The organism is Streptomyces griseorubiginosus (assembly GCF_036345115.1).
GTDB lineage: Bacteria > Actinomycetota > Actinomycetes > Streptomycetales > Streptomycetaceae > Streptomyces > Streptomyces griseorubiginosus_C.
In genome coordinates this window covers 5,400,827-5,420,039 of the sequence record NZ_CP107766.1, presented here as the reverse complement: position 1 = coordinate 5,420,039, position 19,213 = coordinate 5,400,827, and the positions used below count along the sequence as shown (strand labels likewise).

Annotated in this window: 18 protein-coding genes and 1 pseudogene; 8 read left to right on the top strand and 11 right to left on the bottom strand. The window is 70.7% G+C overall.

The features are described 5' to 3' along the window. Nucleotides 1-253: 253 nt before the first annotated feature. The gene (locus tag OHN19_RS24565; RefSeq protein ID WP_330266256.1) at nucleotides 254-1,321 is read left to right on the top strand and encodes an acyl-CoA desaturase; all 1,068 of its coding nucleotides are present in this window, start codon (nucleotides 254-256) and stop codon (nucleotides 1,319-1,321) included. Nucleotides 1,322-1,324: 3 nt separating this feature from the next. Here the strand turns inward: OHN19_RS24565 and OHN19_RS24560 are convergent. Together OHN19_RS24560 and OHN19_RS24555 are read right to left on the bottom strand one after the other, a co-directional pair. After that, a pseudogene (locus OHN19_RS24560) lies at nucleotides 1,325-1,521 on the bottom strand (ATP-binding protein); the annotation flags it as partial. Continuing rightward, complete coding sequence (locus OHN19_RS24555) at nucleotides 1,514-1,996, bottom strand: hypothetical protein (RefSeq protein ID WP_330266255.1); 483 nt, start codon at nucleotides 1,994-1,996, stop codon at nucleotides 1,514-1,516. The gene OHN19_RS24555 and the pseudogene OHN19_RS24560, both read right to left, overlap by 8 nt. Before the next feature lie 243 nt (nucleotides 1,997-2,239). Between OHN19_RS24555 and OHN19_RS24550 the strand changes: the two genes are divergently transcribed. After that, nucleotides 2,240-2,776, top strand: a complete 537-nt coding sequence (locus tag OHN19_RS24550) for a hypothetical protein (RefSeq protein ID WP_330265380.1) — start codon at nucleotides 2,240-2,242, stop codon at nucleotides 2,774-2,776. Here OHN19_RS24550 and OHN19_RS24545 read toward each other — a convergent pair. From OHN19_RS24545 to helR, 5 genes are all read right to left on the bottom strand, one after another. Continuing rightward, nucleotides 2,733-3,650, bottom strand: coding sequence for an IS5 family transposase (locus OHN19_RS24545; protein WP_330265381.1), 918 nt, complete (start codon nucleotides 3,648-3,650; stop codon nucleotides 2,733-2,735). The genes OHN19_RS24550 and OHN19_RS24545 overlap by 44 nt on opposite strands. Before the next feature lie 45 nt (nucleotides 3,651-3,695). Continuing rightward, nucleotides 3,696-4,400, bottom strand: coding sequence for an acyltransferase (locus tag OHN19_RS24540; RefSeq protein ID WP_330266253.1), 705 nt, complete (start codon nucleotides 4,398-4,400; stop codon nucleotides 3,696-3,698). Continuing rightward, a complete protein-coding gene (locus tag OHN19_RS24535) occupies nucleotides 4,397-5,533 on the bottom strand; it encodes a glycoside hydrolase family 113 (protein WP_330266252.1) in 1,137 nt (378 codons plus the stop codon). Before OHN19_RS24535 ends, OHN19_RS24540 begins: the two co-directional genes overlap by 4 nt. A 3-nt stretch (nucleotides 5,534-5,536) precedes the next feature. Next, entirely contained in the window at nucleotides 5,537-7,093 is a 1,557-nt protein-coding gene (locus tag OHN19_RS24530; protein ID WP_330266251.1) for a glycosyltransferase family 2 protein, read from the bottom strand. A gap of 122 nt (nucleotides 7,094-7,215) precedes the next feature. Further along, nucleotides 7,216-9,381, bottom strand: coding sequence for an RNA polymerase recycling motor ATPase HelR (gene helR / locus OHN19_RS24525; RefSeq protein ID WP_330266250.1), 2,166 nt, complete (start codon nucleotides 9,379-9,381; stop codon nucleotides 7,216-7,218). A 322-nt stretch (nucleotides 9,382-9,703) separates the two neighbouring features. Between helR and OHN19_RS24520 the strand changes: the two genes are divergently transcribed. The 4 genes from OHN19_RS24520 to OHN19_RS24505 all read left to right on the top strand — a co-directional run bounded on the left by OHN19_RS24520 (nucleotide 9,704) and on the right by OHN19_RS24505 (nucleotide 13,750). Continuing rightward, nucleotides 9,704-10,372, top strand: coding sequence for a glycoside hydrolase family 11 protein (locus tag OHN19_RS24520; RefSeq protein WP_330266249.1), 669 nt, complete (start codon nucleotides 9,704-9,706; stop codon nucleotides 10,370-10,372). Continuing rightward, nucleotides 10,372-11,058: a polysaccharide deacetylase family protein gene (locus OHN19_RS24515; protein ID WP_330266248.1), complete on the top strand. Its 687-nt coding sequence runs from the start codon at nucleotides 10,372-10,374 to the stop codon at nucleotides 11,056-11,058. The genes OHN19_RS24520 and OHN19_RS24515 overlap by 1 nt, the downstream gene beginning before the upstream one ends. Nucleotides 11,059-11,311: 253 nt before the next feature. Further along, the gene (locus tag OHN19_RS24510) at nucleotides 11,312-12,229 is read left to right on the top strand and encodes an N-acetylmuramoyl-L-alanine amidase (protein ID WP_330266247.1); all 918 of its coding nucleotides are present in this window, start codon (nucleotides 11,312-11,314) and stop codon (nucleotides 12,227-12,229) included. A 144-nt stretch (nucleotides 12,230-12,373) separates the two neighbouring features. Beyond that, entirely contained in the window at nucleotides 12,374-13,750 is a 1,377-nt protein-coding gene (locus OHN19_RS24505) for a DUF2235 domain-containing protein (RefSeq protein WP_330266246.1), read from the top strand. Nucleotides 13,751-13,789: 39 nt separating this feature from the next. On the opposite strand, the gene OHN19_RS24500 is transcribed toward OHN19_RS24505, so the two are convergent. After that, nucleotides 13,790-14,980, bottom strand: coding sequence for an MFS transporter (locus OHN19_RS24500; protein WP_330266245.1), 1,191 nt, complete (start codon nucleotides 14,978-14,980; stop codon nucleotides 13,790-13,792). A gap of 73 nt (nucleotides 14,981-15,053) precedes the next feature. Here OHN19_RS24500 and OHN19_RS24495 point away from each other — a divergent pair, with 73 nt between their 5' ends. Together OHN19_RS24495 and OHN19_RS24490 are read left to right on the top strand one after the other, a co-directional pair. Beyond that, the gene (locus OHN19_RS24495) at nucleotides 15,054-16,097 is read left to right on the top strand and encodes a winged helix-turn-helix domain-containing protein (protein ID WP_330266244.1); all 1,044 of its coding nucleotides are present in this window, start codon (nucleotides 15,054-15,056) and stop codon (nucleotides 16,095-16,097) included. Further along, entirely contained in the window at nucleotides 16,094-16,591 is a 498-nt protein-coding gene (locus OHN19_RS24490) for a glutathione peroxidase (RefSeq protein WP_330266243.1), read from the top strand. The genes OHN19_RS24495 and OHN19_RS24490 overlap by 4 nt, the downstream gene beginning before the upstream one ends. A gap of 137 nt (nucleotides 16,592-16,728) precedes the next feature. Here OHN19_RS24490 and OHN19_RS24485 read toward each other — a convergent pair whose 3' ends face one another. The 3 genes from OHN19_RS24485 to OHN19_RS24475 form a co-directional block, all read right to left on the bottom strand. Continuing rightward, on the bottom strand, nucleotides 16,729-16,920 hold the full coding sequence (locus tag OHN19_RS24485; protein ID WP_123761409.1) for a DUF397 domain-containing protein: 192 nt from the start codon (nucleotides 16,918-16,920) through the stop codon (nucleotides 16,729-16,731). Between the two features lie 190 nt (nucleotides 16,921-17,110). After that, nucleotides 17,111-17,980, bottom strand: coding sequence for a helix-turn-helix domain-containing protein (locus OHN19_RS24480; protein ID WP_123761410.1), 870 nt, complete (start codon nucleotides 17,978-17,980; stop codon nucleotides 17,111-17,113). Nucleotides 17,981-18,322: 342 nt separating this feature from the next. Next, nucleotides 18,323-19,078 carry a GOLPH3/VPS74 family protein gene (locus tag OHN19_RS24475; RefSeq protein WP_123761411.1) on the bottom strand — a complete coding sequence of 252 codons (756 nt, stop codon included), beginning with the start codon at nucleotides 19,076-19,078 and terminating at the stop codon, nucleotides 18,323-18,325. Nucleotides 19,079-19,213 lie beyond the last annotated feature (135 nt).

The window sequence follows — 19,213 nt, the reverse complement described above, 5'->3', positions numbered from 1 at the left end:
GGCTCACTGGGGACGGCGCCGAGGGGAGCGGGCCGAAGGGCCCGTCTGACATCGTGTGAGACGCCCGCGAAGGGGTACCCGCGAGAAACAGAGGGCCTGCACAGCAGCCGCTGACGGACGAAGCAGTCGCCTCCAGATCCCGTCGTCGCGTGATGTGTCCGCGACCACGAAAAGCCCTGCCTGCGGCCCAGTCCCAGCGGCTTCCGGGGCTCCGTCGAGCCAACCGGCCTTCTTCGCAGAGAGTTTCACCATCATGAGCAGTAACACCGCGGTCCGCCCCCCGCCCTCGGAGGCGTCCGGAAGTGACTTCGCCCGCCTGTCGAAAAAGATCACCGCCGCCGGGCTGCTGGGGCGCCGTCCCGGCTACTACGCGCTGCGGACCACGGTGGTGGCCGGGCTCTACGTCAGTGGGTGGGCCGCCGTCGCGCTCATCGGCGACAGTTGGTGGACGCTGACGGTAGCCGCCTTCCTCGGCGTCGTCTTCGGCCAGGTCGCCCTGCTGGCCCATGACGCGGCGCACCGCCAGGTCTTCCGCCGACGCCGGGCCAGCGAGGTGTCCGGACGGATCGCCGGTGCCGGTATCGGGATGGGCTACGGCTGGTGGCAGGACAAGCACACCCGCCACCACGCCAACCCCAACCACGAGGAACTCGACCCCGACCTCGACCCCGACCTGCTGGTCTGGTCCCAGGACCAGGCGCGGGCCGCCAAGGGGCTCCCCCGTCTGATCGGCCGCTGGCAGGCGTTCCTGTTCTTCCCGCTCCTCACCCTGGAGGGCTTCAACCTGCACGTGTCGAGCGTGAAGGCACTGGCCAATCGTGCGCTGAAGCACCGCACGCTGGACGGCGTCCTGCTGTTCGCGCACTTCGTGTTCTACCTGACCGTGCTGCTGTGGCTGCTGCCGCCCGGCATGGCGATCGCCTTCCTCGCCGTCCACCAGTGCCTGTTCGGCGTCTACCTGGGCTCCCTCTTCGCGCCCAATCACAAGGGCATGCCGATCCTGACAGGCGAGGACCGTCCGGACTTCCTGCGTCGCCAGGTGCTCACCTCACGCAACGTGCGCGGTGGCAGGCTCACCGACATCGCACTGGGCGGGCTGAACCACCAGATCGAACACCACCTGTTCCCCAGCATGCCCAGTCCCAACCTGCGCAGGGCCCGGACCATCGTGCGGCTCCACTGCCAGGAACTGGGTGTGGACTACGTGGAAACCGGGTTGATCGCCTCCTACCGGTTGGCCCTCGCCAGTCTCCACCACGCCGGCGCACCGCTCCGGCACGCACGTGTCGCCGCAGGCATTGAGGCCGCCGTGCGCCGGTGAGACCGCGCGGCCTCGGTGCGGGCTCGCGAGGTCGTGCTGGTCGAACGGGGAGTTTTCCAGCCACCTCACCGAGCCGACGAACAGCAGTTCCTCGGGGACAGGGGCACGGTCCGCTCCCACCACGTCGTCGGTACGGGTCCGACCAGAGGTTCGACGGCCCTGCCGCGCCAACTGGTCCAGCTGTCTGCGAAGTCAGCCACGGCTGCCGGGACGCCACCTGCGGGTGGCCAGGCGTTCTGCCAGGAGGTAGTGGGTCAGGAGGGAGAGGAACCAGGTCACCGCTGTTCCGACCAGGAACAGGGCCAGGGGGTGGAGGCCGGGGCGGCCTCGTTCGAGGAGGCAGTAGATCGGGAGGTGCAGGAGGAAGAGGGGGGCTGACATGCGGCCGACCTCCGTGAGGAGGTCGGTGGAGAGGAGGCGGGACAAGGGGCCTCGTCCGGTGCAGAGGGTCGCCGTGAGTACGGCCGTGCTCGCGACGGTGGCGGCCAGGTACTGCTGGTTCTTGTGCGGTGCCGCGCCGCCCAGCACCGCCGACACCGCCACCGCCGTCGCCGCCGCGAGGCCCGTCGTCGTCAGTAGTGCGGCCGTACGGCGGGACAGGGGGCGGGTGGTGCGTTCGGCCAGGTGGACGCAGCAGGCCGCGATCGCTCCCGCCGGGAGGGAGAGGGGCTGCATTCCGATGTTTGTAGCGCCGAGGTCCAGGCCGTGGAGGGGGGTGACCTCCACAGCCGCAGCCGCTGCCCCTACCGCTGCCGCCATCACGAACGTCGCCGTCAAAAGCGACGTCACCAGTACCAGCCCCGTAAGAAGCTGTTGTCTTTCCGGACGTGATCGATGCGTTTCCGCTGGTCGGGGATAGGAGTGGTGGTTCCGTGGGAGTGGTGGCCTGTCAGGTCGTCGTTCCCCGGGAGGTTGCGAATGCCGTCGGTTGTCGGACTGCTGGAACAGCACGAGCTCGCCGCTCGGCGTCGAGTTGACGGGCTGCGGGAGGAGGCCGACCGCATCCAGGCCGAGCTGGCTGCGGCCGAGCTGGAATGCCAGGAGTGGGCGATCGCCCGCAGGCGGGTCGACACGGTGCTGGCTCCGGACGACGGCGCCACCGTCGAGGCGGAGGTTGTCCCGGATCCGCGGGATGGGGAGGGGCAGTCGGCGCTCCGGGACGCGGCGAAGCCGAAGTCGCAGGTGCCGGTGTGGCGACAAGGGCTGGCCTGGTCGGCGCTGTCGGTCGACTACCAGCGCATCCTCAAGACACTCGCGGACCGGGCCCGGCTTCATCAAGGGCCGCTGACCTGCCAGGAGATGGCCGCCATGTTCGGCATGGACGTGGTGCCGGCGCGGGTGGAGGCACTGCGGTCGAAAGCGAAACGCCTGGTCGCGCGCGGCTGGCTGGCCGAGCAGCAGCCGGGTCGGTTCACCCTCGCTGCGGGTGTGACCGGGCCAGGCGACGGGTCATGAGCCCGGTCATCGACCAGTAGACCATCGCCTCCGCGCTGGTGGTGCGCCGCTCGAAGTCGCGCACCAGGCGGCGACTTCGCATCAGGTGGGCGAAGAGGCGCTCGACGATCCACCGCTTGGGCAGGACCACGAACCCCTTCTGGTCGTCGCTGCGTTTGACGATCGTCAGGACCAGGGCGAACGTGGCCAGGCAGTACTCGACGAGGCTGCCGGTGTAGCCGCCGTCGGCCCAGACGAGGGCCAGGCGATGGTGTGCCTCGGCCACCTGCTCAAGCAGGACCTTCGCGGCGGTGCGGTCGCCGACATCCGCGGCGGTGACCATCACGCCCAGCAGCAGGCCGAGGGTGTCGACCACGACGTGCCGCTTGCGGCCGTTGACGAGCTTGCCGCCGTCGAAGCCGCGGCTGTCCGTGCCGACGACGGCGTCCGCCTTGACGGACTGCGAGTCGATCACTCCGGCTGTCGGCTGCGTGTCCCGTCCCAGCTCCTCGCGGACCCTCGCGCGCAACCGGTCGTGGAACTCCTTGACCAGGGCGTTGTCGCGCCAGCGGCGGAAGAATGCGTAGATGCGGTCCCACGGTGGGAAGTCGGCGGGCATCGCACGCCATTTGATCCCGTTGTCCACGAGATACCGGATCGCATCGAGCATGGTGCGGTGACAGTACGCCTCCGGCCGGCCGCCCCGGCCACGCATCCAGCCCGGCACCGGCAGCAGCGGCAGGACCCGGGCCCACTCCGCGTCCGTCATGTCCGTCGGGTAGCGCGGCTGCCGCGTCCCGTTGTCGGCGGCGTTTCCGAACCGGTGAGCCAGACAGTCACACTCCCAGGTGACCGCGCTGGACTGCCCGGCCATCGGCACGCAAGACTGCTGCACCAGGGCCTCCTGCTGCTGCTCGGTGATTCGACACCAACGAGCTGTTCAGGAGGTCCTGTTCGTATGCGCCTCGCGCCCCGCGACCACCCGATCGGGACCCCCGTTCGACGCGCGTCTCCCAAGATCGAAAAGACAACAGCTTCTAAGTCTCCGGCGCGCCAGCAGGCAGAGGCAGGCCAGGAGGAGGGACCACGCCAGTACGGAGCGTGCGGTGACGTCGAACAGCCACAGCGGGGGCAGCGGTGAGGCCGGGGTGGGGGCCGTGTCCGGGGGGTGGCCCTGGAGCCAGTCGGACCAGCCGCCGTAGCCGAGCAGTACGGAGGGGAGTTGGCGGGTCAGGTCGCGGAAGAGCCGGGGGGAGTCGAGCGCCCAGCTGATCGTGAGGGTCAGGCCTAGCGAGATGAGGAGGGCCGGGGCCAGGCGCTTGGTCCTGCGGGTCAGGAAGCGCAGGGCGCCTGTCCTGCCGGTTTCCGTGGCCCTTCGGAGCAGGGGCAGCGTGGTGAGGAAACCCGAGAGCACCAGCAGGACGTCGACGCCCGTGCCGCTCCAGGAGAACCACCGTCCGCCGACCCCGGTGTCGTGCAGCAGTACGGCCAGTACGGCCGCGCCCCGCAGTCCGTCCACGGCGGAGTACCGCCGCCCGCTCACCGCACCCGCGGAATCCCGGCCCGGCTCGGCGGCAGCAGCAGCGGAGGCGGCAGCAGGGCGGATCATCAGGCGGAGGCGGAGCGTGTCGTGCTGTTCGTTCATCTCGGCCAGGTCCGGAAGCAGGAGGTGAGGGCGGACTCGGCGGGGCGGCCGACGAAGGAGGTGAGGGAGTCCGAGGGGGTGGCCGGGTCGGCGTGGAAGTCGAGATTCCACCAGTACAGGCCCGCCATGTCCCGGTCCCGGGCGACCTGGCAGGCCGCCTCGAACCAGCGCTTCTGGACCGTGAAGTCGGGCTGTCCGCCGCCCTTCCAGACGGCCGGGTGCCGGTAGGCGCCCTTCTCGGCGATGATGCCGACCTCGCTCAGCACGATCCGGGGCAGCTTCCCGGTGCTCTTGCGGTCCAGCCAGCGCTCCCAGCCCGCGGCGATCTGCGCCACGGTGGCGTCGTCGCCGAGCCCCGGGAGGGGGAAGTAGGCGTCCACGCCCAGGTGTTCCACGGGCACGGGCACGTGCCGGGAGACGTAGTCGTCCCAGTTGGCGTCGTAGGACAGTTCGCCCCGGAACAGCCGGCGGGCCGCCGCGATGAGCGTGCGCCAGTGCTGGTCGTCCTCCAGGCTGGTCAGTTCCACGCCGAGGACGAAGGTGTTCGCGTGGTGGCGGGCCGCGAGGGTGAGATAGGGCCGGAGGAAGGCCTCGTAGGAACGGAACCAGGCCGTCCTGTCGGTGGGGGCCAGGGAGCCGCGCCAGGCCAGGGGGTCCTGGGCCACCAGGCTCTTCTCGTCGAGCAGGGGGCGCACGGTGATGCGCAGGCCGGCCGCGGCCGCCGTGTCCAGGAGCATCGCCAGGTGTCGTACGGAGGGGGTCTCGGCCGAGGCGGTCACCCGGCTCGCCGTGGGGCCGGCGGTCACAAAGGGAAACGTCACCGAGAGCGCGTTCATGTGCTTGCCGACCATGTGGTTCACCAGGCGCAGGGCGTTGGTGCGCACGGACGCGTCGGTCTCGCCGGGGTAGGCGTACCAGAGGACCTGCGCGCCGAGTTGGGGGTCGCCGGGGCGCCAGGGCCGGGCTACCTTCGCGGGGGCCGGGGTCCGGCTCGTGGGTGCCGGAGTCACCGGCTGAGCGTTCGTGGAGACGCACCCCGCCGTGAGCAGGAGGACGAGCACCACGAGGCCGTAGAGACGCACCGGCACGACATGGCCGTAGAGCACGACACGGCCGTAGAAACGTTTCCGCATACCTCAGGCCGGCTTCGCTATCACGACGAACTGGTTCTCCACGCCCCGCAGACAGCGCAGCAGTCCCCGGAAGGAGCCGGCCGCCTCCCAGAGCGCGAAGAACGGCATCAGGGCGACCACGGCGATCGGCTCCCACCACAGGCGGCGGCCGTGGGCCGACACCGAAACGTTGATCTTCAGGCCTTCCCAGTACATCCAGACCGCGTAGCCCATGGTCACCGCCCACAGGGGCAGGATCCACGGGGTGACGGGCGAGGTGTTGAGGTCGCCGAGCAGCGCGCCGACCGCGAGGACGACGCCGACGTGCTGGAAGGGGCCGAGCACCCACGTCGTCACGCTGTACATGAGCAGCGCCCGGGATCGGCGTGGCAGGGTGCGGTTGAAGGCGAGTCCGACCAGGCCCCAGGACCAGCGCTCGCGCTGCTTGAGGAAGTCCCGCATGGTCGAGGGGGACGCGCCGTAGCTGCGGCCCGAGAACCAGTCGCTGCGGCCCTTGTAGCGGCTGGCGAAGACGAGGGCGAGGTGGGCGTCCTCGCAGATGGAGTCGGGGCCGAAGTCCCAGCCGATGGTGGCCTCGATGGACGCGCGCAACAGCAGGAGTTCGCCGTGCAGTCCGGCCAGTGGGGTGCCACCGCCGGTGAGGACGGCGAAGCGGGCGATGTCGTCCGCGGGGCGGATCGCGTCGGCCAGCCAGGTCAGCCGGTTGACGGCGTTCTCGCGCGGATAGGTCAGCATGCCCTGGGCGAGGTGCTTGCCGTCGGGGCCCGCGCGGCGCTGGGCGTTGATGAAGCGGGCGAGCTGCTCGGCGGTGTCCGGGCCGACCCCGGTGTCGTCGTCCATGTGCAGCACCCATACGTCGTCCAGGGCCTCGCCCTCGGCGATGCGCAGCTCGTGGGCGTAGTGGTTGGCGCGGGCCTTGAAGCGGGTGCCGTTCGGGGTGCGGTAGGCCTTCGGCACGGTGACCACGCGCATCAGGGGGCTGCGCGCGGCCAGGGCGTCGATGCGGGCGGCGGCCTCGCAGCCCTCCTCGGTGAGGATGTCGACGCGCAGGGCGGGGAACCAGCTCGGCAGGAACGCGCAGTACGACAGCACCGACCGCTCGAGCGCCGGGTAGGTGTCATTGCGGCCGATGGTCGGGACGAGCACCACGAGCCGGTCGTGCAGCGCCGGTGCCGCGTCGGTCCAGCCGCGCTGGCGGGCGATCCTGCGGCGGGTCAGCGCGGCGCCGGTGACGCCGACGAACGAGCTGACGACGGGCAGCGTCCACAGGACGGTGACCACCCAGCCCATCAGCGTCACCTTCGGCGAGTACAGCGCCGAGGAGAAGGCGTAGGCGAGGGCCGCCGTCACCAGGAAGGGCAGGAAGGCCGGCTTCCAGGCCGCCTGCCGCTTCACCATCCGGGCGGTGCGGCGGGACGGCGGGACGTCCGTGCCCCCGGCACGGGCGGTGCGGCGGGACGGCGGGACGTCCGTGCCCCCGGCCGCCGGGACGTCCGTACTGGCCGCAGGGACGTCCGGGCCGGCCATCGGTACGTCCGGGCCGGTCGCGGAGGTGGTCATGATCACCCACTTGAGTACGCCAAAGAACGACTTGTCACTCAGGGGTGGAAAGCACCCGAAGCGCTAAACCGAACCTTGCACGAAGAGTGTGCGTTTCGTGAAGATGATTCCCGTCACAGGCATCACACCGCTCCCTCGGGGCTCGTGAGGACCACCAGTCGCTGTGTCGCCCTCGTCATCGCCACATACCGGTCCACCGCACCCTCGACGCCCTCCCCGAAGTGCTGCGGGTCGACCAGGACCACCAGGTCGAACTCGAGGCCCTTCGCGAGGGACGGGGTCAGCGAGCGGACCCGGGGCGTCGCCTTGAACGCCGGGTCGCCGATCACGCAGGCGATGCCCTCCGGGTGGTCCGCGAGCCACGTCTCCAGCAGCGGGGTCAGGCCCGCCGCCTCGCCGTACGTCACCGGGACGCCGGTGCTGCGGATCGACGTGGGGACGTTGGCGTCCGGGAGGGCGGCGCGGATGACCGGCTCGGCCTCCTTCATGATCTCTTCCGGGGTGCGGTAGTTGATGCTCAGGGAGGCCATCTCGACGCGGTCGAGACCCACCCGCGCGAGCCTGTCCTGCCAGGACTCCGTGAACCCGTGCCGCGCCTGGGCGCGGTCGCCGACGATCGTGAAGCTGCGGGACGGACAGCGCAGCAGCAGCATCTGCCACTCCGCGTCGGTCAGTTCCTGCGCCTCGTCGACGACGACGTGCGCGAACGGGCCGGCGAGCAGGTCGGGGTCGCTCACCTGGAGCGCGCTCTCGTCGACCAGGGCGTGGTGGAAGTCCTCGCCCTTGAGCATCGTCACCAGGCCCATGCCGTACTCGTCGTCGGCGACCGCGCTCAGGTTCTCCACGACCGTGGCCATGCGCTCGCGCTCGGCGGCGAGGGTGGCCTCGTTCCGGCGCTTGCGGAGCGAGGCGCGAGGGTCGCCGAGCCGCTGCCGGGCCGCGTCCAGGAGCGGCAGGTCGGACACCGTCCAGGCCTGACCGTCGGCGCGCTGGAGCTTGCGTACCTCGTCGCGGTCCAGCCAGGGAGCGCACATCCGCAGATAGGCGGGGACCGTCCACAGGTCCGAGACCAGGTCGGCGGCCTCCAGCAGCGGCCACGCCCGGTTGAACGCGGTGAGCAACTCCCGGTTCTGGCGCAGGGACTTGCGGAGCAGCGTCTCCGGGGCGTCGCCCTCGTGCTTGTCGACCAGGATGGTGAGCAGCTCGTTCCAGACCTGGTCGCGGGCGTCGTTGTGCGGGGCGCCCTCCGCCGCGTCGAAGGCCTCGACCCAGTCGGCGGCGGTGAGCGGGATGTCGGACCAGTGGGTGGTGACGGTCATGCCCTCGGTGGGCGGCTCCTCGTAGAAGCGGACGGCCTTCTCGATGCCCTTCACGAGGTCCGCCGACGACTTGAGGCGGGCCACCTCCGGGTCGCTCTCGACCCCGGCCGTGGCTCCCTCGGCCACGAAGTCCCGCAGGACGCAGGTCTGCACGCCCTCCTCGCCGAGGCTGGGCAGCACGTCGGAGACGTAGGCCAGGTACGGGCGGTGCGGGCCGACGAACAGGACGCCGCCGCGCCGGTGACCGAGGCGCGGGTCGGAGTGCAGGAGGTAGGCGGAGCGGTGCAGGGCGACGACGGTCTTGCCGGTGCCGGGGCCGCCGTCGACGACCAGCGCGCCGCGGGACCCCGCGCGGATGATGGCGTCCTGGTCGGCCTGGATGGTGCCGAGGACGTCCCGCATCCGTTCCGAGCGGTCGGTGCCGAGGCTGGCGATGAAGGCGGACTGGTCGTCGAGCGAGGCGTGGTGCCCGGCGAACCCGTCGGGGGCGAAGACCTCGTCCCAGTAGTCGCCGATCCGGCCGCCCTGCCAGCGGTAGCGGCGGCGGCTGGCCAGTCCCATCGGGTTGGCGTGGGTGGCCCCGAAGAACGGTTCCGCCGCGGGGGAACGCCAGTCGATGAGCAGCCGTCGGCCGGTGCTGTCGGTGAGTCCGAGCCGGCCGACGTACACGGGCTCGGAGTCGTCGGCCGCGACCATGTGGCCGAGGCACAGGTCCAGGCCGAAGCGGCGCAGGGTGCGCAGCCGGGCGCTGAGACGGTGGATCTCGGTGTCCCGGTCCATGGCCTCCTGGCCGATGCCGCCGGGCGCCCTCAGGGTGGCGGCGAGGGTGTCGGACAGTTCGGCGATCGTCTGCTCCAGGCACGCCGCGATGGCCGCGAAGTGCCGTTCGTCGGCGGCGATCAGCGCCGGGTCGGCCTTCGCGGCGAGACGGTCGGAAAGGTCGAACACGCTGGTGGGCAGGGCATTCAAGTCAGCAGCTCCGGGGTGGGGTGGGCGGCCGTGGGGCCTACGGCCGGTAAGTGTGCGCCTTCACGGGGGCCTTGCCGCAAGTCCCCGGGTGCGCTATAGGTTGAACATGGCAGGAGGTAGCTACCTCCTGCCCTTTCTTTTGGCCAGGGCCATCCGGAAGGTCTCCGAAACATTCGAAGAGAGATCACCTTCAAAGTGCGGGCATTCTTGCCGATCTTCCGAAAGATTTCGCGGGTTTCCTCAGGTGAAACGGCCATCGAATCGTTCGAAACATCTGCCGAAACTGTTGACGGTTGACAGGAGCGCGCCAAAACTACCGGGCATGAATCCGACACCCGCACACCTCACCCGCCGCAGCGTCTGCGGTCTGTTCCTGGCGACCGGAACGGCCCTCGCACTGCCCGGCACCGCCGAGGCCGCCACGGTCATCACCACGAACCAGACCGGGACCAACAACGGGTACTACTACTCGTTCTGGACCGACGCCCAGGGCACGGTCTCCATGACCCTCAACTCCGGCGGCAACTACAGCACTTCCTGGCGCAACACCGGCAACTTCGTGGCCGGCAAGGGCTGGAGCAACGGCTCGCGCAGGACGGTCAGCTACTCCGGCAGCTTCAACCCGTCCGGCAACGCCTACCTCGCCCTGTACGGCTGGACGTCGAACCCGCTCGTCGAGTACTACGTCGTCGACAACTGGGGCACCTACCGGCCCACCGGAACGTACAAGGGCACCGTCACCAGCGACGGCGGGACGTACGACATCTACCAGACCACCCGCTACAACGCCCCGTCCGTGGAAGGCACCAAGACCTTCAACCAGTACTGGAGCGTCCGGCAGTCCAGGCGGACCGGCGGCTCCATCACCACCGGCAACCATTTCGACGCCTGGGCCCGCGCCGGTATGCCGATGGGCAGCTTCAAGTACTACATGATCCTCGCGACCGAGGGTTACCAGAGCAGCGGCAGCTCGAACATCACGGTGGCGTGATGAGGGCCCGGGCGCACCTCCCGTTACTGGCCGCCGCCGCCCTGGCCGCCGCCGGCACGCTCACCGCTCCCGCCACCGCCGCCCCTGCCGCCCCCGCGCAGGCCGCCGCCTGTTCCGGATACGTCGGACTCACCTTCGACGACGGCCCGGGCAGCGGCACCACCGCCCTGCTCAACTCCCTGAAGCAGTACGGCCTCCGGGCCACCATGTTCAACACGGGCCAGAACGCCGCCGCCAACCCGGCGCTCGTCAGGGCCCAGGTCAGCGCCGGGATGTGGGTCGGAAACCACAGCTACACGCACCCGCACCTGACCCAGCAGAGCCAGGCCGCGGTCGACTCGGAGATCTCCCGCACCCAGCAGGCGATCGCGAACGCCGGTGGCGGCACACCGAGGCTGTTCCGGCCGCCGTACGGCGAGACCAACGCGACGGTGAAGGCCGTGGAGGCCAAGTACGGGCTGACCGAGGTCATCTGGCAGGTCGACTCGCAGGACTGGAACAACGCCAGTACCGACGCGATCGTCGCCGCGGTCGGCCGGCTCACCAACGGGCAGGTCATCCTCATGCACGACTGGCCCGCCAACACCCGCGCGGCGATCCCGCGCATCGCCCAGACGCTGGCCGCCAAGGGGCTGTGCTCCGGCATGATCTCGCCCCAGACCGGCCGCGCGGTGGCGCCGGGCTGACCCACGGCCCCGGCGACCCCGCCTCGGCGCGGCGGTCGTACTCCTTCCCCCCTTGGACCGCCGCGCCGAACGCGGATCCCCGGACGCCTCTCCGGCCACGGCTCCCTTCGGCTGTCAATGTCGCGATTTCGCCACAGGGTCCACACATTGGCGCGATCATGAGCCGCACGAGAGACGATCACGTTCCGGCAACACGCAGTCAGCGCAGCCTGCTTGACGTGCCGTCACACGCCTCCCGGAGGGAAACGCAGTCATGGCCACTCCCCTGTCCGCAGCAAAAATGCTCGCCGCCCTGAAGGCCGAGGGCCTCACCGTGCACGAGCACGCCGGCTGGAAGACCCACAACCGCGACGCCGAGTCCGGGAAGAAGTTCGGTCCCGTCGTCGGGGTGCTGATCCACCACACCGGCGGGCACGGCGACAAGGAGCTCTGCTTCAACGGCAGATCCGATCTGCCCGGACCGCTGTGCCATGCCTGGCTCGGCAAGACCGCGGGACTGTGGATGATCGGCAACGGCCGTACCAACCACGCCGGTTACGCCGACATCGATGTCCTCAACGCGCTCCGCGACGAGAAGCCGCTCCCCCACGACGACTCGGCCAAGGCCGACGGCAACGACTGTCTGTACGGCCTGGAGATCGAGAACCTCGGCAAGGGCAACGACCCCTACCCGCAGGCGCAGTACCGGCAGGCCGTGCTGTGGGCGGCGGCGATCTGCCGGGCGCACGGCTGGAGCGAGAAGTCCGTCGCCGGGCACAAGGAGTGCCAGCCGGGCAAGATCGACCCCAGCTTCGACATGGACGACTTCCGGGCCGACGTGAAGAAGCAGCTGGCGGCCGGGGCCGGCAAACCGCAGCCGTCGAAGCCCGCGGGCAAGCCCCGCGTCGACCTGTCCCGGCTGGTGACGGCCGCGAAGAGCGACCCCGGCGCCAAGCAGGGCCACGTCAGCTACATGGCCGGCACCAACCTCACCGAGGCCGCCCTCGTCGAACTCGGCTACCTCTCCCGCACCTACGCGGGCGACGGCTCCTTCGGCACCACGACCGTCGCCGCCTACGCCAAGTGGCAGAAGCACCTGGGCTACACCGGCGCCGACGCCAACGGCATCCCCGGCAAGACCTCGCTGTCCAAGCTGGGCGAGAAGACCGGGCTCTTCACGGTCGTGGCCTGACCCGCCGCCGGGCAGGCCCGCCAAGGCCCCCCGGGCCGGCCCGCCACCGAGTTGCGGGCCGGCCCGGACCCTGAGGTACTGGCTGTATCTCCCGAACCGTCGCGGAGTCCTGTCTACGAGGACCGCGGGGAGAGGAGGCACGGCATGGCCAGACATCTGGTGGTCTGCTGCGACGGGACCTGGAATCGCGCCGACCAGTCGCACAAGACCAATGTGGCCAAGGTGGCCCTGGCGGTACGGCGACGCACCGCCGTCGGTACGGAACAGCGGGTGTACTACCACAGCGGGGTCGGCGCCCAGCGGCCGGAACGGCTGCGCGGCGGCGCGTTCGGACTCGGCCTGTCGCGGAACGTGCTCGACGCCTACCGCTTCCTCATCCAGACCTACGAACCCGGCGACAGCCTCTACCTGTTCGGGTTCAGCCGGGGCGCGTTCACCGCGCGCAGCCTGGCGGGTCTGGTGCGCAACTGCGGCATCCTGCGCCGGGAGCAGGCCGACCGGATCGACGAGGCGTGGGCGCTGTACCGCAGCCGTACCAAGCAGCCGACCAGCGTGGCGGCCACCCTGTTCCGCCAGGCCTACGCCCACGAGACGGAGATCCGCTTCGTCGGCGTCTGGGACACGGTCGGCTCCCTCGGGATCCCGGTCCCGGCCCCCTGGTTCCTGCGGCCGCTCGTCAACCGCTTCAACAAGCGCTGGGCCTTCCACGACACCGACCTCAGCACCTGGGTCAACGGCGCCTTCCACGCCCTGGCCGTCGACGAACAGCGCTCCGCGTTCCCGCCGACGCTGTGGCACCAGCAGAAGGGTGCCGCCGAGCAGGGCCAGGAACTGCGGCAGGTCTGGTTCGCCGGCGTGCACACCGACGTCGGAGGCGGCGAGGCGGACTCGGGGCTGTCCGACCTCACCCTGCTGTGGATGGTCGGCCACGCCACCCGCTACGGCCTCGAGTTCGACACCCGGGTCCTCAGCGAGAAGGGGCCCGACGAGATGAAGCCGGACAGGAGCGCCGACTTCGCCGTACGACCGGACCCGCTGGGCCCGCGGCACTACTCGCGGGTGAAGTTCTACAAGGTGTTCCGGGTTCTGGACCGGCCCATCGGAGTGGCGGAGGAACCGAGGGACCCGAAGAAGCCGAGGACGCCCCAGGACCATGTCCTCGACGGCTGCGAGTACCTGTCCGACTCCGTCCTCGCGCGGTACGAGCAGCTGAGCGACTACCGCCCTCCGGCGCTCGCCGAGTACCTGAGGATCTTCGGGGACACCCGGCGCGTCGACCACGCGCCGCTGCGGGTGGACGAACCCCCGTACAGTGCGCCCGTGCCGACCGTGGAACCCTGCCCCGCCTGCGACGGGCCGTTGACGTCCGGCGGCATGCTTCTGGTGCACCGCGAGGACGACGGCCTGCGCGCCTGCCGCACGCTGTGGCGCTGCGCCGAGCGGCACCTGTGGTGGCGGTGGGCCGACCGCCCGGGAAAGCCCCTGGAGGAGTGTCCGTATCCGCAGGTGTTCCGGGGCTGAGCCCCGCCGGGGGTCTCCGAGCGGGCTCCGGGCTTCGGCCTACGCCCGCTCGAGCCGGGCCACCGGACACCGTTCCTCACGCCTGCCGAGCGCGGAGAGGGTCAGGGTCACGGCGATCGACGCGGTCGCCATGAGTGTCATCGCCGTGGCCGGGGAGGCCAGTTGGGCCAGGGAGCCGGCGAGGACCGCGCCGATGCCCTGGAACGCGACCATGCCGGTGGTGTGCAACCCGAGGGACTGACCGGCGAGTTCGTCCGGCGTCAGGGACATCAGCCGTTCCTGGAGGACCAGCGAGGCGGCGAACCCGACCGAGGCCACCGTCGCGGCCAGGACCGACAGCGCGACACCGGGCCGTAGGAAGAAGAACAGGTACGGCACCGCCAGCAGCAGCCGCAGCGGGGTGGCGAGGCGGGGCCGTAGCGCGGGCGGCACCAGGCGGCCCACCGCCAGGTCGCCCGCGAACATGCCCAGCGCCCCGCACGCGTACATCGTGCCCGCGGCCGAGGGGGCGTAGGAGACGTAGAGCGAATCGCTGCCCACGATCAGGCCGTTGGGGACCCACAGGCCGAGGAGGACCAGGCGGCGGGGGCGCGAGGACCACAGCAGGGCGTTGGTGTGCCAGGTCGCGGAGAGGGACGGGCGGCCCGTGGAGCGCGGTGGGCGGGCGGTGAGGCCGAGGCGGGTGACGGCGGCCGACAGCAGGTAGCAGGCCGCCGTGAGGAGCAGACAGGCGCGCGGGGACAGGAGGGCGAGGAGGGCGCCGCCGGTCGCGAAGCCGGTGATCTGGATCAGGCCCCAGAGCATGTTGAAGACCGAACGGCCAAGGACGTAACCGCCCTTGGGGAGGATCTCGTTCATCAGGCCCCCGCGCACTCCCCCGCCCAGCGACGCGACGAGCCCCTGGAGCAGTAGCACCACGAAGACCGCCCAGATCGGCAGGCCGGGCAGGGCAAGGACCGCCGTGGCCGCCGCGAAGGCGAGCGGGATGACGGTCAGGATGGCCCGCGGGGGCAGCCGGTCGGCGCCCGAGAGCAGGAACGCGGCTCCCAGTAACTGCGCCAGCTGCGGCCCGAACATGCTCACCGCCGACAGGAACGGGGAGCCGGTGGCCCGGTAGACGAGTGTGCCGAGGGCCAGGCCGCCGACGGTCTGGGCGGCCGCGTAGGAGGCGAAGGAGAGGAGGAAGGGGGAGTACTCCGGGGTGCGGAAGAGCTCGCGGTAGCTGCGCATGCGCAGGAGTGTCGTCAGCGGTCGCCGGGTGACGGTTAGTCTTTCGCGCGTCCGCGAAACGACCGGGGGGTTCATGGGCTGGTGGCAGGTCGACGGGGACACCCTGGTCCGCAGCCGGTTCGTGGTCTGCCCGTTCACCGAGACCTTCGCCGCGCTGCGGCTGCTGAACACCGGCACCGGGGCGCATCCGGGCGAGGACGCCTGGCTCCGCGCCCACCTGCCCGCCTACCGCGCCCGGCTCGCGGCCGACCCGGTGACCGCGCTGCTGGTGCGCTCCGGGATGGGCACGTCCTGGATCGCCGACTTCCTGGCACCCCTGCCACGCGACGGGACACCGCTGGAGGACACCCTGGCCCGCATCCGGGCGACCGACCCCGCCGTGGCACGGGCCGACGTCCGGGTCTCGCTGCGCGGTCCGCTCCCGGCCGCCCTGGAGCGCGACGACCTCCCCGAGCGGGCGGCCGCGCTCCTCGCCCACGTCTGGACGGCGACCGTACGGCCGTACTGGGACCGTCGGCGCCGGATCCTGGAGGCGGACGTGGTCGCCCGGACCGCTCAGGTGAGCCAGGGCGGCTGGGCGGCGGTCATCGACTCCCTGCTGCCGGGGCAGACCCGCTGGCTCGGCGGCAACCGGCTCCAGGTGAACCGGCACGAGCGCCCGCCGCGTGACATCCGGGGCGCGGAGCTCGTCTTCGTCCCGGTCACCGCCGGGCGCGGCTGGGCGACGTGGGAGGAGCCGAGGCGGTACGCCCTGGTCTACGGCTGCACGGGCGCCCTCGCCGACCCTGGCGCCCGGAGCGTGCCCGAGAGTCTCGGCACGCTGCTCGGCGCCGGGCGGGCCCGGGTGCTCGTCCTGCTGGACGCCCCGCTCAGCACCAGCCAGCTCGTCGCGGTGACCGGGCAGGCGCTGGGGTCGGTGGGGCGGCATCTGCGGGTGCTGCTGGACGCGGGCCTTGTGGAGCGGCGGCGGGCGGGGCGGTCGGTGCTGTACGTGCGGACGGCGGCGGGGGAGGTGCTGGTGGAGGCGTCGGGGGCGGCCCGGGTCGTGGCGGGGCCGTCGGGGGCCGTCGGGGCCGGGGCCGGGGATTCACCGGGCGGAGTTAGGCTCCGCTCATGACTACTTCCTCCTCTCCCCTGGGTGTCGAGATCGGCGCCCTCACCGGTGGTCCGGCCGACCTCTCCCAGTACGCCGGCAAGGCCGTCCTCGTCGTGAACGTGGCGTCCAAGTGCGGGCTGACCCCGCAGTACAACGGCCTGGAGAAGCTCCAGGAGCGGTACGCGGAGCGGGGCTTCACCGTGCTCGGCGTGCCCTGCAACCAGTTCCTCGGGCAGGAGCCCGGCAGCGCCGAGGAGATCGCGGAGTTCTGCTCGGCGACGTACGGCGTGACCTTCCCGCTGACCGAGAAGGTCGAGGTGAACGGGGAGGGGCGGCACGCGCTGTACGAGCGGCTGGTGGGCTTCGCCGACGCGGAGGGTCACACCGGGGACATCCGCTGGAACTTCGAGAAGTTCCTGATCGGACGGGACGGGGAGGTCGTGGCGCGGTTCTCGCCGCAGACGGAGCCGGAGTCGGACGAGGTCGTGGCCGCGGTGGAGGGGGCGCTGGCGTAGTCGGCGAGTGGGTGCAGTCAGGTGTTCCTAGCTGTACCCATGCTCCTGCACGCGCCGAGCCCCCTCGGCTAGGACGGCGATCTGGTCGAGAGGGCTCTGTGGTGGTGCTTGTGCAGTTGTAGAGGGGTGGCGTGGTGTCACGCCTTGACCGAGGCCACGAAGGCACTCCACGCCTCGGCGGGGAAGGCCAGCTTGGGCCCCTCGGGGATCTTGGTGTCGCCGAGTTCGAGTGCTTCCTCCTCGGTCGACCTCACCATCAGGCAAGCCCCGTTGGCGTTGGTGTAGGTGGAGGTCGTCCATGTGTCCAGGGTGCCCAGACGAATTGCCATATCCGCTCCGTAGCCAGATGCGCAGTGTTCGGATTACGCCAACCTTTACTGATCGTTGGCGTGATCGACGCTACTCGCCGACTTCCTCTTTCGGAGCAGCCATTCACTCTTCTGGTGGCATATTCCAGGGGAGTCTTCCAGCCGGGCCTGCCCGGGGTGTACTATCCGGCCCGCCCTGTCGGGAAGAGGCTCAACGGGCGTACTCCCGGGCGTACTCCTTGGCGAGGTCCTCGATCAGCTGACGCGACTGGTCGACGTTGAGCGCCTGGGCCCTCAAGTGCTCGTACATCACGGTGTACTTCTGCACGTCGTGCGCCTTCTCCAGGTACAGGTCGCTGGTGACGCCCTCGATGTAGACGACGCTGGAGTCGGCCGCGTCCGAGAACTCCAGGATCGAGTACTGGCCGCTCAGACCAGGGTGCGCGCCCACGTCGAACGGCAGTACCTGCACGGTGATGTGGGGCTGCTGGGACATCTCGACGAGGTACTCCAGCTGCTCCCGCATGATCTGCCGGCTCCCCACGACCCGGCGCAGACACGCCTCGTCCAGGACCACCCACAGCCGCAGCGGATCGCGCTCGGCGGCGACCCGGCTCTGCCTGCGCAGCCGTACCTCCACCCGCTTGTCGTTCTCCGTCTCCGTGGCCTCCGGCGCGCCGCCGCGCACGATCGCCTCGGCGTACGGCCGGGTCTGCAGCAGGCCGGTGATGATCTGGGGTTCGTACACCCTGAGCGACTCGGCGTCGGTCTCCAGACCGATGTAGACGCTGTACGGGATGTCGCCGAAGGCGTGCCACCAGCCCTGCTGGCGCGAGTCCTTGGCCATCTGCATCAGGGAGTCGACGATCCGCTGGTCCTCGACCTCGTACACCCCGCACAGGTCGCGGACGTCGCGCTGGCTGATGCTGCGGCGGCCGTTCTCGAGGCGGCTGATCTTCGACTGCGACACCAGCAACCGCTCGGCCACCTCTTCGGCCGTCATGCCCTTGAGCTCGCGGAGCCTGCGGAGCTCCTGGCCCAGCCGGCGCCGCCTGACGGTGGGATTGACATTGGACGCCACGGGACGTGCACCTCCGGCTGCGTGCCTCGTTCTTGACTTTGCGTATCTGCTGTTGAGCAGACTGCCACCAAGGTGCTTATTACCGCTGGGAAACGGTGTATATGCGCCGCGTGCACGTCAGTTACGGGCAGCCGGGCCCGAACATGCGGCCGCGCGGGGCGGCGGGACCGTCCACGCCCGCTTGTGCGGACGTACGGTTCCGTCGCCCCGCGCGGACCAGCGGCTCCCGAACCGGTCTCTGGGGACTGACGGTGCGGCGCTGTGGCGGTGCGGGTCGTGCGGTGGTGCGGGTCGTGCCGGTGTGGTGCGGGTCGTGCTGTTCCGGTGCCGTGGGACTGCGGCTCAGTGGGCCACGGCGCGCGCCATCGGTCCTCGGCGCGGTTGCATCGGAACACCACGAGCGGGTTCCGGCGCGGGCCTGGCTCCGGGGGCGGCCTGCCGGCCGGCCGGTGCCGGGCTGCGGCGTGGCTGTGCGCCCACGCCGTTCTGGACGTCCATCACGGCGTGCGCGACGAGACCGCCCATGGGGTCGTGCCTGATCAGATCCCGCAGCCGGGAGCGGGACGAGCGTCCCTCGTTGCCCGGGTACAGGTGCTTGCCGAGGCCGACCGCGTGTGCCAGGGCGGCGAGCGCGGCGGTCCGCGGGTCCGGCGGTACGCCGGTGCGGATCGCCGAGTCCAGTCGGGACCTGATCTCCCGGCTGATCTCGTTGTCCGTCGCCTGGTAGCGGGTGGTCGGCAGCACTCCGCACATCTGACCCGCCACGGCATGCACCATGCCGCACCGCTCCAGATGCGAGAGGTAGGTCTGGCGGAGCCCGAGACGCGGCCCGCCGATCCAGTTCACTGCCCGCACGGGAGCGCCACGCCTTCGCAGCAACTCCAACGCGCAGTCCAAAGTCGGATCTCCTGTCGGCCGTGGGGCTACCACGGCGATACGATCCCCGTCTGGGGCTATCCGTCCGGCCAGCGCCAGCTCCACTAGCTGTGCTCCGGCCAGACCGAGGTCGAGCGACTGCGGCTGTGCGGTGGTACCCGTGGCCGGGTCCAACGCCAGCAGCAGAAGCTCCTCCGGAAGTGTTCTGCGGCTCCTGCCCATCCATGCCTCCCCGCGTGGATGAAAGACAGGGTGACCCCTCTCACATTCATCTGTCGAGGGTGCGTGACCTGTTTGTAGTGGAACCAGTAGGTATGTCGTTCTCGTCTACCGGCTGGGGCAGGCCCACACACAGGA